This window comes from Jhaorihella thermophila (assembly GCF_900108275.1).
Taxonomy (GTDB): Bacteria; Pseudomonadota; Alphaproteobacteria; order Rhodobacterales; family Rhodobacteraceae; genus Jhaorihella; species Jhaorihella thermophila.
In genome coordinates this window covers 256,287-271,066 of the sequence record NZ_FNVD01000003.1, presented here as the reverse complement: position 1 = coordinate 271,066, position 14,780 = coordinate 256,287, and the positions used below count along the sequence as shown (strand labels likewise).

Genomic DNA, 14,780 nt, shown 5'->3' with positions numbered 1-14,780 from the left:
GGCTCCCTGTCCGAAACGCATGCCGAAAAGATCTGCAAGATCATGGATATGGCCATGCAGAACGGCGCCCCTGTGATCGGCATCAACGACTCCGGTGGCGCCCGCATCCAGGAAGGCGTGGCTTCGCTGGTGGCGCGGGCGGATTTTCCCGAAACCCACATGGTGATCGGGGGCGGCGCGCTGACGATGCGCAATGCCCCGGCGGGGCTGGGGCGTTCCGCACGGATCCGCAGCGCGAGGAAACCTGGGTCATGCTCGCCCGGATCACCGCCGCGAACAAGGGGGCCGAGGCCACTAGGGCCGTTCTGGACGAACTCCTTGCCGCCAACCCCGACAGTGCGCGCCTGCGCAACTGAAGGGTGCCGTGGGCCAGTAGGGCGGACTTTCCTCGTTTTGAATTGGAGAGGCGCCACTGCACGGCACCGGGCCGGGCGACAGCGACTGAATGGCTTCAACCGGATGCCTCCGACCGAGGAAACATCCGGTGCCGGACCGCGCCATTGCCGCCTTCAGGGAAATTCCGCACCCCGAAATCGAATTGAACAAGAGCCGCCTTGAAACGCTCTGCCTGATGGTCCTCTGGATCGTGAGCGCACGGAGCGTGAACCTCTCCCACCCCTCCCGCGCACGGCGTGCGAAAAGGGGGTGGAAGAGCGGCAGCGAGCCTCACCGGATGTCGGCTCTGGGCCGATCACGCTCGTTGAAGTCACTTGGGCCTGGATCTGAAAGTCCCGCCGCGCAGACGTTGGGGGGCTCGGTGGGGCATGTCGAACGGAGACAGCAGATCAATCCCGCTTTCCCACGTACCGACACTCTCAAGACGGGAGGGCGCTCCAATCCCGCTTGATTGATCGATTCGCAGGTGCGAGAAAGGTAAAATAATGGGTATGTTTTTCCCCCGGATCGAAGACTGGCGTCTTCAGTCAATTTTCTGTGCTTGGGGGGTGGTGGAGCCTAGGGGGATCGAACCCCTGACCTCTTGCATGCCATGCAAGCGCTCTCCCAGCTGAGCTAAGGCCCCGTCATGTGCATCGCCGTTTCCGGCGACGAGGGTCGTTTAGTTAAGGGACGCGGCGAGTGCAACCCAAAAATTCACGCCGCGCCCGAGGTTTTTTCCGCCAGGACGCCACGCGCCAGGAAAGGCGCACCTATTCCTCGTCTTCGGTGCTGACGTCGGCTATTTCGTCCAGCGAAACGCTGTCGTCATCGTCATCCTCGAGGATGTCGTCATCGATATCGACATCGACATCATCCTCCAGAACCACGTCGTCCTCGTCCAGCGCGGCCTTCTTGGCCTTGACCGTGGCGGCGTCCTCGGCATCGGCGGCAATCATCCGGGTCTTGGTGTTTTCCACCTCGACGATCTCGCCCGTGTAGGGGCTGACCACCGGATCTCTGTTCAGGTCATAGAATCGCTTGCCCGTGGTCGGGCAGACGCGCTTTACACCCCATTCTTCCTTGGGCATGAGATTCCCCTTGATAACGTGTGAGTCATATCGACGATTCCGGCCACCTGCCACAACCGGGCGGGACTGTCAAAGCCTTTGCAGAAAAGGGGCCGCGCATGGCTGAACATCGCCTTCCAGGGACGCCGCCGGTGCCGCTCGTGCTGCGCCGGTCGGGCAGGGCGCGGCGAATCAGCCTGCGGGTGTCGGGGCTGGACGGGCGGGTGACGCTGACCGTCCCGCGCGGCGTGCCGGAGGCCGAAGCGCTGAACTTTGCGCGGTCCAAGGCGGAGTGGATCCGCCGTCACTTGGCAGCGCGCCCCGACGAGGTGATCGTGGCGCCGGGCGTGACGCTGCCGGTCGAGGGGGCGCTGCTGCGGGTCGAGCGCGGAACCGGGCGCGGCGTGCGGCTGAACGGCGGCACCGTCGTCGTGCCGGGGGCGGAAACCGGCCCGCGCCTTCAGGCCTGGCTGCGGGAACTGGCGCGCGACCGGCTGACCGCCGCGGCCGACCGGCACGCGCGCGCGCTGAACCGGACCTACAGCCGGATTACCCTGCGCGACACGCGGTCGCGCTGGGGGTCGTGTTCCTCGCGCGGGGCGCTCAGCTTTTCCTGGCGGCTGATCCTGGCCCCGCCCGAGATCCTGGACTACGTCGCCGCGCATGAGGTCGCGCATCTGGCGGAGATGAACCACTCGCCCGCTTTCTGGGCGCATGTCGAGCGGCTCTATGGTCCCCACAAGCAGGCCCGCCGCTGGTTGCGCGAAAACGGCCCGGCCCTGCACCGCTATCGGTTTCAGGGATGAGCCGATGCCGGACTTGACCTGTGCCGCGTTTGTGATCACATGATGGGCATGAGCACACCGGCACGCCCCCTGGAACAAACCGCTTCGGCCCATGACCGGGTCTATCGCGCGCTGCGGTCGCGAATCATGTATGGCGAAATCGAACCCGGCCAGGCACTGACCCTGCGCGGGATCGGCAAGGACTACGACGTCTCAATGACCCCCGCGCGCGAGGCGGTGCGGCGGCTGGTGGCCGAAGGGGCGTTGACCTTGTCGGCCTCGGGGCGGGTGGCGACGCCGGAGCTCACCAACGAACGGATCGAGGAACTGGCCGCCTTGCGCGCGCTGCTCGAGGTCGAGCTGGCCAGCCGCGCCCTGCCGCGGGCGCACATGGCGCTGATCGACCGGCTGCAATCCATCAACGCCGGCGTGGCCGAGATGGTCAGCAAGCGCGATCCGGTCGGCTACATCCGCGCCAATCTCGAATTTCACCGCACGCTTTATCTGCGCGCGCAGGCCCCTGCGATGCTGGCCATGGCGGAAACCGTCTGGCTGCAGCTCGGCCCCACCATGCGCAGTCTCTACGGTCGCCTGCGCCGGTCCGAACCGCCGCACTATCACAAGCTGATCATCGCAGCCCTCCGCGCGGGCGACGAGCCGGGCCTGCGTCTGGCGGTCCGCTCCGACGTGACGCAGGGGCTGCGGATGCTCACCGGCTGAACCTGTGCCATTCGGATTTTCTCGTCCCCCCTCGCGCATTCGCGTTGCGCAGGTTCCGCATTGCGACCTATCGTGAGGCGCAGAACAAGCCGGAGGGGAAGATGAAAACCGATTTCACACGTCGCGCCGCGTTGGGTCTGATGGGGGGCGCGGCGGCGCTGCCGATGCTGGGGCGGCCGGCGCTGGCGAACACGAAACTCACGGTCGGTGCGCTGCGTTTCACCAGCCATGCGGCCAGCTTCGTCGCCTATGAGCGCGGGTATTTCGCCGACGAAGGACTGGATGTCGAGTTCAAGTTCTTCCAGGCCGCGCAACCGATGGCCGTGGCGATTGCCAGCGGGGATGCCGACTATGCCGTGACGGCGATCTCCGGCGGACTTGTCAGCCTGGCCGAAAAGGGCGCGGCCAAGGTGATTGGCGGCGCCCTGCGCGAGGAAAAGGGAATCGACGGGCAGAAGATTCTGGCCTCGAACGCGGCCCACGCGGCGGGCCTGACCAGTCCGGCGGCGCTGGGCGGCAGAACCTACGGCATGACACAGGCCGGGTCGTCGTTTCACTACATGGGGTCCAAGATCGCCGCGGCCGAAGGGGTCGAAGTGACCTTCAAGCCGCTGCAGAAGGTCGGCGCCATCATCGGCGCGCTGAAATCCGGCCAGATCGACGCCTGGTCGATCGTGCCGCACATCGCCAAGGCTCTGGCCGGCGCGGGGGCGGTCAAGATCATCGGCAACGTGGCCGATTATCTGCCCGACTATCAGGTGACCACCGTGTTCACCTCGGCCAGCAACGCCGCCAACGAGCGCGCGCAAACGCAGGCCTTCCTGCGCGCCTTCTCGCGCGGGGCGGACGATTTCAACGCCGCCCTGGTGGACAAGACCGCGGGCGAGGACGCAGCCGAGGAGATGGTGAAGCTGATCCACAAATATGTCTATGCCGACAAACCCTATGAAAAGGCGGCAAAATCCATCCGAAACGGCGCGATGCGGATATCGAAGAACGCGGCGCTGAACACGGCGTCGGTGAAGGACCAGTTGAACTGGTTCAAGTCCGAGGGCCTCATCAAGGACAGCATCACCTTCGACACGCTGGTCGATCCGTCCTATGCCGAGATGATCTGAGCCCGGGGGGCGGGCAGGGCGGTCGCGCCCGGCCCGATGATGCATGGAACTCACGCTCGACCGGATCACGCATCGCTATGGGGGCATGGCGGTGCTGCAGGACATCTCGCTGCGCATTCCGGCGGGCGAGATCCTGTGCATCATCGGCCCCTCCGGCTGCGGCAAATCCACCCTGCTGCGCCTGCTGGGCGGGTTGGAAAGGCCCGATGCGGGGCAGGTGCTGCAGCTGGGCGACCCGCCCCAGGGCTGCCTGAACCCGCTGACCTATGTATTCCAGGACTTCGCCCTGCTGCCATGGCGGACCGTGGCGGGCAACATCTCGCTGGTGCTCGAGGATCACGGGATCCGCGGCCGCGCGGCGCGGGCGATCATCGATGACGTGCTGGGCCGCACGCGGCTGTCGGGTTTTGCCGACGCCTTTCCCCGGCAGCTGTCGGGGGGCATGAAACAGCGCGTGGCGATCGCGCGGGCACTGGCGGTGAACCCGGCGGTGCTGTTGCTGGATGAACCGCTCTCGGCGCTGGACGCGCAGACCCGCGAGCTGTTGATGGAAGATCTCGTGGCGCTCTGGACCCGCCAGCCCTTCACCGGCGTCTACGTTACCCACAACCTGGCCGAAGCCGTCCGGCTGGGCCACCGCGTCGCTGTCCTGTCGCGCCGCCCCGGCCGGCTGCGCGAGGTGATCGGGATCGACACGCCGCTTGCCGACCGCCGCCCCGGCGATGCGGAACTGGAAACCCTGCAGGCGCGGCTGTGGGACATGATGCGCGAAGAGGCCGTCGCCGCCGATCAGGAGCTTCTGAATGCCTGATCCGCGCCCGGTTCCGTTTCGCGGCGGCGGCTTCAGCCCGGTGCGGATCCGCTGGGCCGGACCGGCCGTTTTCGCTCTGCTGCTGGCGCTGGTCGAATGGGGCACCCGGTCGGGCTGGATCTCGAACCTCACCCTGCCGCGCCCCTCGGACGTGGCCGCGACGCTGGCCGATCTTGCCCGTTCGGGGATGCTCTGGACCCATCTTGCGCCGTCCCTGACCCGGCTCGCGGTGGGCAGCGCCATGGGGGTGATCGCCGGCATCGGGATCGGCATTGCCATCGGGCTCTTTTCCCTCATCCGCGCCGGTCTGGTGCCGCTGGTGGCGGCGCTGTTTCCGATCCCCAAGATCGCGCTGCTGCCGCTTTTCGTGATCTGGTTCGGCATCGACGAGGGTTCGAAATACGCGCTGATCGCGCTGGGCACCTTCACGCCCACCGTGGTCGCCACCTACGGGGCGGTGGACAACGTGGACCGCACCCTGATCCGCATGGGACAAAGCTTTGGCCTGCGCTGGTCCAGCATTGTCGCCAAGATCGTTCTGCCCGGCGCCCTTCCGGGGATCCTCTCGGGCCTGCGGGTATCGCTGGCCATCGGCATCATCCTGCTGGTCGCCGCGGAAATGCTGGGCGCCGAGCACGGCATCGGCGCCTACATCCTCGAAGCCGGCTCGCTCTACGATCTCGAACGCCTTTTCGCCGGCGTCGTCATCCTTTCCTGCCTCGGCGTGGCCACCAGCTGGGGCATCGGCGTGCTGGAGCGCCGCCTCCTGCGCTGGCGCAGCTGAGCCTTCTTTCTGGTCCCAAATACCCCGGGGGAGTCCGCCCGGCACGGGCGGACGGGGCGGCGCCCCCTTCTCCGCCCCCCACGCGGGACTCCGCCGATCCGCTTGGACCGGACGACCGACCGCGCTACCATGCCCGCAACAACCCCAGAACAGAGCAGCATAGCAGTCATGACGATGATCCACAGGCGACATTTCCTGGCCGGCGCGGCGGCGCTGGCAGTGGCGGGCTGCGGGTCTGCCGTCCCGCCCCGGCAAACCGGCAACCCTTGGCGCAGCGCGCCGAACCCCGCCTATGACCGCTGGGTCGCCGCCTTCCGCGCCCGCGCCGAACGAAACGGCATCTCCCGCGCCACCCTGAACGCGGCCTTTCGCGGTGCCGGTTACATTCCGACCGTGATCGACCGCGATCGCAATCAGACCGAATTCAAGCGCTCGCTCGAGGACTACCTTGCCATCGCCGCCTCGGATGAACGCGTGGCCCAGGGCCGCGCGATGCTGCAGCGCCACGGGGCGCTTCTGCGCCGGATCGAGGCACGCTTTGGCGTGGAGCCCCAGATCGTTACCGCGATCTGGGGACTCGAAAGCCGCTACGGCGCCCGGCGGGGCGATGTGCCGGTGATCTCGGCCACCTCGACGCTGGCCTTCGACGGCCGTCGCGGCGCTTTCTACGAGCGGCAGCTCATGGCCGCGCTGCGCATCCTGCAAAATGGCGACATCACGCCCGCGCGCATGACCGGCAGCTGGGCCGGCGCGATGGGGCACACCCAGTTCATCCCCACGACCTATGAATCCTACGCCGTGGACTTCACCGGCGATGGCCGCCGCGACATCTGGTCGGACGATCCCGCCGACGCGCTGGCCTCGGCGGCCGCCTATCTCGGCCGCTCCGGCTGGACCCGCGGCCAGCCGTGGGGCGGAGAACTCGGTTCTCCCGCCGCTCGCTGGGGCACGCCCGAGGCGGTGATTCAGCCGCAGGCGCCGGGTCCGAAATTCGCCGTGTTCGGCAATTTCCGCGTCCTCAAGCGCTACAACAATTCGGATGCCTACGCGCTGGGGGTGGGGCACCTCGCCGACCGCATCGCGGGGGGCGGGCCGTTGAAAACCTCCTTTGGCCCCGACGAAAACGGCCTGACGCTGGACGACCGCAAGGAATTGCAGCGGCTGCTCACCGCCCGCGGCTTCGATACGGACGGCGCCGACGGGGTGATCGGGGGCAAGACCGAAGCCGCGATTCGTGCCTATCAGCGCAGCGCCGGTCTGCCGGTCACTGGACGGCCGTCGCGGGATCTGCTGGAGCGCCTGCGCCGCTCGTGATGGCTCAGGCGGCCAGCCCCTTGGAACCCATGTCGAGGTATTTCCGGCGCCGCTCCTTCACCAGCCGCGCGGGCTTCTTGCCCTTCAGCTCGTCCAGCATCTCTTCGATCGCCTTGCCCACGGCGGCGATGGCGGCCGGTCGGTCGCGATGCGCCCCGCCGCGGGGTTCGTCGATGATCCGGTCGATCACGCCCAGCTTCTTCAGGTTCTGCGCGGTCAGCTTCAGCGCCTCGGCAGCCTCGCGCATCTTCTCGGCATCCTTCCACAGGATCGAGGCACAGCCCTCGGGGCTGATCACCGAATAGATCGAATGTTCCAGCATCGCCACCCGGTCGGCCGTGGCAAAGGCCACCGCCCCGCCCGAGCCGCCTTCGCCGATGATGACGCTCACCAGCGGCACCCCGATCTGCAGGCAGGCCTCGGTCGAGCGCGCGATTGCTTCGGACTGGCCGCGTTCCTCGGCGCCCTTGCCGGGATAGGCACCGGGCGTGTCCACCAGCGTCACCACCGGCAGGCCGAACTTGTCGGCCAGCCGCATAAGGCGGATCGCCTTGCGATAGCCTTCGGGGCGGGCCATGCCGAAATTGTGCTCGATCCTGCTCTTGGTGTCGGATCCCTTTTCGTGCCCGATCACCACCACCGGCTGATCGTGGAATCGCGCCAGCCCGCCCATCACGGCGTGGTCGTCGGCAAAGTTCCGGTCGCCGGCCAAGGGCGTGTATTCGGTGAACAGCGCCTCGATGTAGTCCTTGCAATGCGGCCGCTCGGGGTGGCGGGCCACCTGGCATTTCCGCCACGGCGTCAGCTTTCTGTAAAGTTCGTCCAGCAGCGCCTCGGCCTTGGCGTCCAGCGCGGCGGCCTCGGCCTCGACATCCATTTCTTCGTTGGCTCGCGCCAGCGCGCGCAGCTCGGCCGCCTTGCCTTCGATCTCGGCCAGCGGTTTTTCGAAGTCAAGGTAGTGGGTCATCGTGGGCACTCCGGTCCGTGGACTGCGCGCTATATGGCCCCGCATCGCGCCGGATGCAACAAGCGGAATCAGGACGGCGACAGAAACGGCCAGAGGGTCGCCACCATCAGCAGCGCCATGACACGGTTGAATGTCCGCAACCGGCGTGGTTCGGCCAGCCAGGCTGCCAGCCCCTGCCCGATCAGCGCCCATGTGCCGACCGAGGGCAGGTTGACCAGCCCGAACAGCGCCGCCACGGTCAGCAGGGCCTGCGCCGACCGGTCGGGCGCATAGACGGTGATCGCGGTCAGCGCCATCGCCCAGGCCTTGGGGTTGACCCACTGGAACGCCGCCGCTTGCAGAAAGGTCAGCGGCCTGCCCCTGCTCCGGCCTTCGCCGACCGGCGCCGCAGTGGCGATCTTCCATGCAAGCCACAGAAGATAGGCCACCGAAGCGGCCTTCATGGCCGCATGAACCGCCGGCCAGATCTCGAACACCCGGATCAGCCCCGCGCCGGCGACCAGCAGCAGGAAGACAAAGCCAAGGGCCACGCCCAGCATGTGCGGCACCGTGCGGCGAAAGCCGAAATTGGCACCCGAGGCCATCAGCATCAGGTTGTTCGGCCCCGGCGTGATCGACGAAACGAAGGCGAAGAGCGCCAGCGCGATGATAAGGTCAGCAGTCATGGGTGCGAATTTGCCGGCGTCTCGGGGGAATGAAATTGCGTTTTGTTGCTCAGTGTGAAAATCTGCGCAATGTATGGTGAAAATGGATGCGATAAACCGAAAGATATTGCGAGAGATGTCGCGCGACGGTCGGATCAGCAATCTTGATCTGGCCGAACGGGTGGGGCTTTCGCCGTCGGCCTGCCTGCGCCGGGTGCAGGAACTGGAACGCGACGGGGTGATCCTCGGTTATCGCGCGCGGCTGGATCCGGCCGCGATGGGCGTTGGGTTCGTCGCCTATCTGGGTGTCGGGCTGAACGATCACAGCAAAGCGGCGCAGGAAACCTTCGAGCGCGCCGTGGCCCGCGCCCCCGAAGTCACCGAATGTCACAACGTGACCGGCACGATCGAATACCTGCTGCGGGTGGAATGCGCCGATCTGGCCGCTTACAAGACCTTTCATACCGAGGTTCTGGGCACCACGCCGCATGTCGCCTCGCTGACGACCTATGTCGTGATCGGCTCTCCCAAGGACGGCCGGGCCTGAGCTGGACTGTGCGCTGACGCAGGAGGGGTGCGCCCATTTACACTCGCCAAGTCGCGGAATGAGGCGTAAGAGCGGGGAATGACCCGTTTCGTCACCCTTGCTGAATCCGAGACGCTGCCGTTCTGGCGCAGGCCGGTGACGCTGTTGTTCGTGATGGCGGCGGCGATGCCGATCGCCTTTTACGCCTGGTATGCGCTGCTCAACAATTTCGTGATCGAGGCGGCAGGCTTTGACGGGGCCGATATCGGTCTGCTGCACACTGTGCGCGAGATCCCGGGCTTTCTGGCGGTCGGCGTGATCGCCATCATCGTCTTCGTCCGCGAACAGGTGCTGGGACTGGTGTCGCTGGCGCTGCTGGGCGTTGCCACCGCCTTTACCGCGTGGTTTCCCAGTCTCGGCGGGCTGTTGATCCTGACCTTTCTCAGCTCGCTCGGCTTTCACTATTACGAAACGGTGAACCAGTCGCTGCAACTGCAATGGCTCAGCAAGGCGCGCGCGCCGCATGTCATGGGCTGGCTGATGGGGACGGGATCGGCGATGACGCTGGTCGTATTCGTCCTGATCGTGCTGATGTGGGAACCCCTGGGGCTGACCTACAACGCGGTGTTCATGACCGCCGGCCTGACCACGGCGGCGATCGCGCTGTTCTGTCTGGTGGCCTGGCCCCAGTTCGAGGCCCCGCATCCCCAAGTCAAGGAGATGGTGCTGCGGCGGCGCTATTGGCTGTATTACGCGCTGCAGTTCATGTCGGGCGCGCGGCGGCAGATCTTCATGGTGTTCGCCGGGTTCATGATGGTCGAGAAGTTCGGCTTCGAGGTGCACGAACTGACCGGACTCTATCTCGTCAACCTGATCGTCAACATGGTGGCCGCGCCGTTTCTGGGTCGTGCCGTGGCCCGGTTCGGAGAGCGGCGGGCGCTGATCTTCGAATATGCCGGGCTCGCACTGGTCTTTGCCGCCTATGGGGGCATCTACTGGTTCGACTGGGGGGTGATGCTGGCCGCGATCCTCTATGTGATCGACCATATCCTGTTCGGACTCGCGCTGGCGCTCAAGACATACTTCCAGAAGATTGCCGATCCCGGAGACATCGCGCCGACCGCGGCCGTGGCATTCACCATCAACCACATCGCGGCGGTGTTCCTGCCGGTGGTGTTGGGACTGTTGTGGGTCGTGTCGCCGGCGGCGGTGTTCGCGCTGGCCGCGGGCATGGCGCTGGGGTCGCTGTCGTTGTCGCTGCTGGTGCCGCGCCACCCCGAACCGGGCAACGAAACGCGCCTGTCGCGTCTCGCCGCCGCGCCGGCCGCGTAGGCGTGCTGCTGCAAGGGCAGCGGGCGGATGCTTGACCTCGCGCTCGCGCGGTCCTAGGCGCAAGAGCACAGATACCGGAGATGCCGACATGCCCACATACACCGCGCTGACCACACTCCAAGGCAAGACGGCCGCCGAAGCCCTTGGCGAAGCGATGGAGCGCCTCGACCCGCAGCCGACCGGAGTCGGCGTGTTCGAGGTCGAGGACGGCTCGGGCCTGTGGGAAGTGGGCGGCTACTTCACTGAAGAACCGGACGCGGCTGCGCTGGCGCTGCTGGCGGCGGCGTTCGGCGCGAAACCCTTTGCGGTGTCGGAACTGCCGGAAACCGACTGGGTGGCGCATGTGCGGCGGGAATTGGCGCCGGTCGAGGCCGGTAGGTTCTTTGTCTACGGCAGCCACGATGCCGCCAAGGTGCCCGCCGACCGGATCCCTCTGTTGATCGACGCGGCGATGGCCTTCGGCACCGGGCATCACGGCACCACGCTGGGTTGCCTGCGGGCGCTGGACCGTCTGATCGAGGGCGGGTTCGAGGCGCGCAGGATCGCCGATATCGGCTGCGGCACTGCCGTTCTGGCGTTGGCGGCCGCGCGCGTGTGGCAGGGCGAGATCCTCGCCAGCGACATCGACCCCGTGGCGGTGGAGGTGGCCGAGGCCAACCTCGCGGCGAACGGGATGGCCGGTCGCGTCGCCTGTCTGGAGGCCGCGGGCTTCGACCACCCCGATCTGAAAGCTGCTGCCCCTTATGACCTGATCTTCGCCAACATCCTCAAGGGGCCGCTGGTGGCGCTTGCGCCCGACGTGGCGGCACATCTGCGGCCGGGTGGATTCGCGATTCTGTCGGGGATTCTCAACGAACAGGCGCAGGAAATTGCCGAGGTTTATGCACGATCCGGCATCAATGAAGTCGAACGTGAACAGATTGGTGCCTGGACGACTCTGACTTTGACGAAATCGGCGTAATTCGGCCGGGATTCTGGCGGTTTCAAGGCGGTCGCCACGATTTTGCCACATTTCGTGGGCACCTTGTTTTCGTCGCTGGTGGGGGCCAGCAACGGAAGGCTGCCAAGATGGATAGGGGTCAGCTCAACTTTCAACAACGCGTCCGGCGTCTGAACCGCCGGCAGCGCAAAATGGAACGGGGCTATGTGACGGAAGTCGGACCCGATGGCCTGATCGTGGCCAAGCCGGTTCGCGCGCGGTCGTCTTTCTCTCTCCGACCGCTGGTCTATTGCATCGCGGGTCTTCTGCTGTTCAAGGGGCTGCTGTTGGCCCAGTTGGGAACGAGTGTTTATGTTGAACGAGTCGACAGACTGAAGACGGGCACGGCGGTCGAGCAGGCGGGGGCATGGGTCATGCAGGTTGATCCCGCATCGAAATGGATCGCCGACCGGGTTGCGCCCTACCTGCCCAGATAAGATTGGTTCCTCCAAACCAAGAAAGACGCCGCGTGGCCAGGCCGCGCGGCGTCTTTTCCGTTTCGCCTCGGGAGGAGGGGAGGCGAAACCGGGAAGAGTTCGGTTGTCTCAGTTCCCGCCGGCGATCCGGTCAATATCGGCGCGGGTCAGACCGATGTCTTCCAGTTCGCGGTCGGTCAGAGCCGACAGCGCCTTGCGGGTGACGCGGGCGTCGTTCCAAGCGGTGAACGCCGCCACGAGGTGATTGATGACGGACCCGATACGGCCGACGAGGCCGTGAGAGCCATGAGCAGAGCGGGTGGTGTCGATCGCAGCCATATCCTTGATCCTTCGGTTCGATGTGCAGGTCGTCCTGCGTTGCGCCGCGCCATGTAAGAGGCGAAATCGACTCGCACAAGCAGCAGAAACTGCATGGTTCCTATGCGTTTGCCGCATAGGTCGATCCTGCGGTAACAGGTTTAAAACAAAAGCAGAAATTCGAAATCGAAAATGTCGCTTTCTGCATCGCGGCATGTCGCTTTTGGCCCATTTCTCCTTGGTTGGCCGCAGTCCGGACCCGGCTGGCCGGGGGTCAAAGCGGTTGGAAAATGTTCGCCTTTCGTGCTAGTGCTGTGAAAAAGCAACAATTCGGGCAGGGGCCGGGCAGTTTCATGCGCATTCTTGGCATCGATCCGGGGCTTCGCACCCTTGGCTGGGGGGTGATCGAATCACGGGGCAGCCGGTTGTCGCACGTCGCCAACGGGCACCTGCACCCGCAGGGGACCGACCTCGCGGCGCGGCTGCTGTCCCTTTATGAACAACTCCGGGACGTCGTGGCGCGCCATGCCCCGGACACGGCGGCGATCGAACAGACCTTCGTCAACAAGGACGGCGCCGGCACGCTGAAGCTGGGCCAGGCGCGCGGCGTGGCGTTGCTGGCGCTGGCCGAGGCGGGGCTGTCGGTCGGGGAATACGCCCCCAACAAGGTGAAGAAGACGGTAGTCGGCGTGGGGCACGCCGACAAGGTGCAGGTCCAGCACATGGTCCGGCTGCAACTGCCGGGCTGTGAACCGGCGGGCGCCGACGCGGCGGATGCGCTCGCCATCGCGATCTGTCATGCCTATTACGGGGGTGTGAAGGAACGGCCGTTGCGGGAGGTTCGGACATCATGATCGGCAAGCTGACCGGGCGTATGGATTACCGCGCCGCCGACCACGTGCTGATCGACGTGCGCGGGGTGGGATATATCGTCTATTGCTCGGACCGGACTCTGGCGGCGCTGCCGGGGGCGGGGCAGATGGTGTCGCTCTATACCGACCTCGTGGTGCGCGAGGATCTGATGCAGCTTTTCGGCTTTACCAGCCTGGTGGAAAAGGAATGGCACCGGCTGCTGATGAGCGTGCAGGGCGTCGGCGCCAAGGTATCGCTGGCGATCCTGGGCGCGCTGGGGCCGGACGGGGTGAGCCGGGCGATCGCGCTGGGGGACTGGGCGGCGGTCAAGGCGGCCAAGGGCGTGGGGCCGAAGACGGCGCAGCGGATCGTTCTGGACCTCAAGGACAAGGCGCCGTCGGTGATGGCGATGGGCGGCACGGTGGCCGATGCGATGGACGGTCCGTCGGGGCAGGTGATCGAAGAGCCGGAGCCGCCCGTGCCGGCCGCGGCCACGCCGCCCCCCGCCGCGCCGCGGGCCAGCGCGCAGGCGGATGCGCTGTCGGCCTTGGGCAATCTGGGTTACGGCCCCAGCGAAGCGGCGGCGGCCGTGGCCGAGGCGGCCGGCGAGAACCCCGAGGCCGAAACTTCGGACCTGATCCGGGCCGCGTTGAAGAAACTGGCGCCGAAAGGGTAGGGTAGGCCATGAACGAAAGCGACCCGACCCTGCGGCCCGAGCCCTTGCCCGAGGACAACGACCGCGCGCTGCGCCCGCAGGCTCTGGACGAATTCATCGGCCAGGCCGAGGCGCGGGCGAATCTGAAGATATTCATCGAAAGCGCCCGGCGGCGCGGCGAGGCGATGGATCACACGCTGTTCCACGGCCCCCCAGGTCTGGGCAAGACCACGCTGGCGCAGATCATGGCGCGCGAGCTGGGGGTGAACTTCCGCATGACGTCCGGCCCGGTGCTGGCACGGGCCGGCGATCTTGCGGCGATCCTGACCAATCTCGAGGCGCGGGACGTTCTGTTCATCGACGAGATTCATCGGCTGAATCCGGCGGTCGAGGAGGTGCTGTATCCGGCGCTGGAGGATTTCGAGCTGGATCTGGTGATCGGCGAGGGGCCGGCGGCGCGCACCGTGCGGATCGAGTTGCAGCCCTTTACGCTTGTGGGGGCGACCACGCGGATGGGTTTGCTCACCACGCCGCTGCGCGACCGGTTCGGGATTCCGACGCGGCTGCAGTTCTACACGGTCGATGAACTGCACGAGATCGTCAGCCGCAATGCCCGCAAGCTGGGCGCGCCGGCGGACGAGGATGGCGCGCGCGAGATCGCGCGGCGGTCGCGCGGCACGCCCCGGATCGCGGGGCGGCTGCTGCGCCGGGTGGTGGATTTCGCCGTGGTCGAGGGCGACGGGCGGATCACGCGCGAGCTCGCCGACAACGCGCTCACGCGGTTGGGGGTGGATCATCTGGGGCTGGATGGCGGCGACCGGCGTTACCTGCGGCTGATTGCCGAGAATTATGGCGGCGGGCCGGTGGGGATCGAGACGCTTTCGGCCGCGCTGAGCGAGAGCCGCGATGCGCTGGAGGAGGTGATCGAGCCCTATCTGCTGCAGCAGGGATTGATTCAGCGCACGCCGCGCGGTCGGATGCTGGCGCAGAAGGCGTGGGATCATCTGGGGATGGCCGCGCCCCGACGGCAGGACGATCTGTTCGGTTGAGGCGTAGGGTGGGAAACGGCTTCGCCGTTGCCTCCGGCGGGAGTATTTGGAGCAAGATGAAGGTG

Annotated in this window: 17 protein-coding genes, 1 tRNA gene and 1 pseudogene; 14 read left to right on the top strand and 5 right to left on the bottom strand. The window is 66.4% G+C overall.

Features of this window, described 5'->3' with window-relative positions; genetic code table 11:
• Positions 1–174 (top strand): annotated as a pseudogene (locus C4S70_RS18465) (carboxyl transferase domain-containing protein); the annotation flags it as partial.
• Positions 175–945: 771 nt separating this feature from the next.
• On the opposite strand, the gene C4S70_RS06145 reads toward C4S70_RS18465, so the two are convergent.
• Positions 946–1,021: transfer RNA gene (locus C4S70_RS06145), tRNA-Ala, on the bottom strand.
• A 127-nt stretch (positions 1,022–1,148) separates the two neighbouring features.
• Positions 1,149–1,466 carry a TIGR02300 family protein gene (locus tag C4S70_RS06140; protein WP_104007213.1) on the bottom strand — a complete coding sequence of 106 codons (318 nt, stop codon included), beginning with the start codon at positions 1,464–1,466 and terminating at the stop codon, positions 1,149–1,151.
• 98 nt (positions 1,467–1,564) lie between these two features.
• Here C4S70_RS06140 and C4S70_RS06135 point away from each other — a divergent pair, with 98 nt between their 5' ends.
• The 6 genes from C4S70_RS06135 to C4S70_RS06110 all read left to right on the top strand — a co-directional run bounded on the left by C4S70_RS06135 (position 1,565) and on the right by C4S70_RS06110 (position 6,977).
• Positions 1,565–2,251, top strand: coding sequence for a M48 family metallopeptidase (locus C4S70_RS06135; protein WP_104007251.1), 687 nt, complete (start codon positions 1,565–1,567; stop codon positions 2,249–2,251).
• Between the two features lie 48 nt (positions 2,252–2,299).
• On the top strand, positions 2,300–2,950 hold the full coding sequence (locus tag C4S70_RS06130; RefSeq protein ID WP_200822729.1) for a GntR family transcriptional regulator: 651 nt from the start codon (positions 2,300–2,302) through the stop codon (positions 2,948–2,950).
• A gap of 101 nt (positions 2,951–3,051) precedes the next feature.
• On the top strand, positions 3,052–4,068 hold the full coding sequence (locus C4S70_RS06125) for an ABC transporter substrate-binding protein (protein ID WP_104007250.1): 1,017 nt from the start codon (positions 3,052–3,054) through the stop codon (positions 4,066–4,068).
• Between the two features lie 43 nt (positions 4,069–4,111).
• On the top strand, positions 4,112–4,879 hold the full coding sequence (locus C4S70_RS06120; protein WP_104007211.1) for an ABC transporter ATP-binding protein: 768 nt from the start codon (positions 4,112–4,114) through the stop codon (positions 4,877–4,879).
• Entirely contained in the window at positions 4,872–5,663 is a 792-nt protein-coding gene (locus C4S70_RS06115; RefSeq protein WP_104007210.1) for an ABC transporter permease, read from the top strand. Before C4S70_RS06120 ends, C4S70_RS06115 begins: the two co-directional genes overlap by 8 nt.
• A 168-nt stretch (positions 5,664–5,831) precedes the next feature.
• Positions 5,832–6,977, top strand: coding sequence for a lytic murein transglycosylase (locus C4S70_RS06110; RefSeq protein ID WP_380218833.1), 1,146 nt, complete (start codon positions 5,832–5,834; stop codon positions 6,975–6,977).
• 4 nt (positions 6,978–6,981) lie between these two features.
• Here the strand turns inward: C4S70_RS06110 and C4S70_RS06105 are convergent, their stop codons facing one another.
• Positions 6,982–7,944 (bottom strand): acetyl-CoA carboxylase carboxyltransferase subunit alpha, encoded by a 963-nt coding sequence (locus tag C4S70_RS06105; protein ID WP_104007248.1) that lies wholly within the window; start codon positions 7,942–7,944, stop codon positions 6,982–6,984.
• Between the two features lie 68 nt (positions 7,945–8,012).
• Positions 8,013–8,609, bottom strand: coding sequence for a LysE family translocator (locus tag C4S70_RS06100; RefSeq protein ID WP_104007209.1), 597 nt, complete (start codon positions 8,607–8,609; stop codon positions 8,013–8,015).
• A 73-nt stretch (positions 8,610–8,682) separates the two neighbouring features.
• Here C4S70_RS06100 and C4S70_RS06095 point away from each other — a divergent pair, with 73 nt between their 5' ends.
• The 4 genes from C4S70_RS06095 to C4S70_RS06080 all read left to right on the top strand — a co-directional run bounded on the left by C4S70_RS06095 (position 8,683) and on the right by C4S70_RS06080 (position 11,862).
• On the top strand, positions 8,683–9,135 hold the full coding sequence (locus C4S70_RS06095) for an Lrp/AsnC family transcriptional regulator (RefSeq protein ID WP_104007208.1): 453 nt from the start codon (positions 8,683–8,685) through the stop codon (positions 9,133–9,135).
• A 78-nt stretch (positions 9,136–9,213) separates the two neighbouring features.
• Positions 9,214–10,446, top strand: a complete 1,233-nt coding sequence (locus tag C4S70_RS06090) for an MFS transporter (RefSeq protein ID WP_104007207.1) — start codon at positions 9,214–9,216, stop codon at positions 10,444–10,446.
• An 88-nt stretch (positions 10,447–10,534) separates the two neighbouring features.
• Positions 10,535–11,407: a 50S ribosomal protein L11 methyltransferase gene (locus tag C4S70_RS06085; RefSeq protein ID WP_104007206.1), complete on the top strand. Its 873-nt coding sequence runs from the start codon at positions 10,535–10,537 to the stop codon at positions 11,405–11,407.
• Positions 11,408–11,577: 170 nt separating this feature from the next.
• Entirely contained in the window at positions 11,578–11,862 is a 285-nt protein-coding gene (locus C4S70_RS06080) for a hypothetical protein (protein ID WP_104007205.1), read from the top strand.
• A gap of 108 nt (positions 11,863–11,970) precedes the next feature.
• Here the strand turns inward: C4S70_RS06080 and C4S70_RS06075 are convergent, their stop codons facing one another.
• Positions 11,971–12,180 carry a DUF1127 domain-containing protein gene (locus C4S70_RS06075; RefSeq protein ID WP_104007204.1) on the bottom strand — a complete coding sequence of 70 codons (210 nt, stop codon included), beginning with the start codon at positions 12,178–12,180 and terminating at the stop codon, positions 11,971–11,973.
• A gap of 332 nt (positions 12,181–12,512) precedes the next feature.
• Between C4S70_RS06075 and ruvC the strand changes: the two genes are divergently transcribed.
• From ruvC to ruvB, 3 genes are read left to right on the top strand one after another with little or no spacing between them, the layout of a single operon-like run.
• The gene (gene ruvC / locus C4S70_RS06070; RefSeq protein WP_104007203.1) at positions 12,513–13,013 is read left to right on the top strand and encodes a crossover junction endodeoxyribonuclease RuvC; all 501 of its coding nucleotides are present in this window, start codon (positions 12,513–12,515) and stop codon (positions 13,011–13,013) included.
• Positions 13,010–13,687 (top strand): Holliday junction branch migration protein RuvA, encoded by a 678-nt coding sequence (ruvA, locus tag C4S70_RS06065; protein ID WP_104007202.1) that lies wholly within the window; start codon positions 13,010–13,012, stop codon positions 13,685–13,687. Before ruvC ends, ruvA begins: the two co-directional genes overlap by 4 nt.
• An 8-nt stretch (positions 13,688–13,695) precedes the next feature.
• Positions 13,696–14,715 (top strand): Holliday junction branch migration DNA helicase RuvB, encoded by a 1,020-nt coding sequence (gene ruvB, locus C4S70_RS06060; RefSeq protein WP_104007201.1) that lies wholly within the window; start codon positions 13,696–13,698, stop codon positions 14,713–14,715.
• The last annotated feature ends 65 nt before the right edge of the window (positions 14,716–14,780 follow it).

Bases quoted from the DNA above. Each gene is read 5' to 3' on its own strand.
- C4S70_RS06130 (WP_200822729.1), top strand. From the start codon at position 2,300: ATGAGCACACCGGCACGCCCCCTGGAACAAACCGCTTCGGCCCATGAC.
- C4S70_RS06095 (WP_104007208.1), top strand. From the start codon at position 8,683: ATGGTGAAAATGGATGCGATAAACCGAAAGATATTGCGAGAGATGTCG.
- C4S70_RS06120 (WP_104007211.1), top strand. From the start codon at position 4,112: ATGGAACTCACGCTCGACCGGATCACGCATCGCTATGGGGGCATGGCG.
- ruvB (WP_104007201.1), top strand. From the start codon at position 13,696: ATGAACGAAAGCGACCCGACCCTGCGGCCCGAGCCCTTGCCCGAGGAC.
- C4S70_RS06105 (WP_104007248.1), bottom strand. From the start codon at position 7,944: ATGACCCACTACCTTGACTTCGAAAAACCGCTGGCCGAGATCGAAGGC.
- C4S70_RS06135 (WP_104007251.1), top strand. From the start codon at position 1,565: ATGGCTGAACATCGCCTTCCAGGGACGCCGCCGGTGCCGCTCGTGCTG.
- C4S70_RS06085 (WP_104007206.1), top strand. From the start codon at position 10,535: ATGCCCACATACACCGCGCTGACCACACTCCAAGGCAAGACGGCCGCC.
- C4S70_RS06125 (WP_104007250.1), top strand. From the start codon at position 3,052: ATGAAAACCGATTTCACACGTCGCGCCGCGTTGGGTCTGATGGGGGGC.
- C4S70_RS06115 (WP_104007210.1), top strand. From the start codon at position 4,872: ATGCCTGATCCGCGCCCGGTTCCGTTTCGCGGCGGCGGCTTCAGCCCG.
- C4S70_RS06075 (WP_104007204.1), bottom strand. From the start codon at position 12,180: ATGGCTGCGATCGACACCACCCGCTCTGCTCATGGCTCTCACGGCCTC.
- C4S70_RS06110 (WP_380218833.1), top strand. From the start codon at position 5,832: ATGACGATGATCCACAGGCGACATTTCCTGGCCGGCGCGGCGGCGCTG.
- C4S70_RS06080 (WP_104007205.1), top strand. From the start codon at position 11,578: ATGGAACGGGGCTATGTGACGGAAGTCGGACCCGATGGCCTGATCGTG.
- ruvA (WP_104007202.1), top strand. From the start codon at position 13,010: ATGATCGGCAAGCTGACCGGGCGTATGGATTACCGCGCCGCCGACCAC.
- C4S70_RS06100 (WP_104007209.1), bottom strand. From the start codon at position 8,609: ATGACTGCTGACCTTATCATCGCGCTGGCGCTCTTCGCCTTCGTTTCG.
- C4S70_RS06090 (WP_104007207.1), top strand. From the start codon at position 9,214: ATGACCCGTTTCGTCACCCTTGCTGAATCCGAGACGCTGCCGTTCTGG.
- ruvC (WP_104007203.1), top strand. From the start codon at position 12,513: ATGCGCATTCTTGGCATCGATCCGGGGCTTCGCACCCTTGGCTGGGGG.
- C4S70_RS06140 (WP_104007213.1), bottom strand. From the start codon at position 1,466: ATGCCCAAGGAAGAATGGGGTGTAAAGCGCGTCTGCCCGACCACGGGC.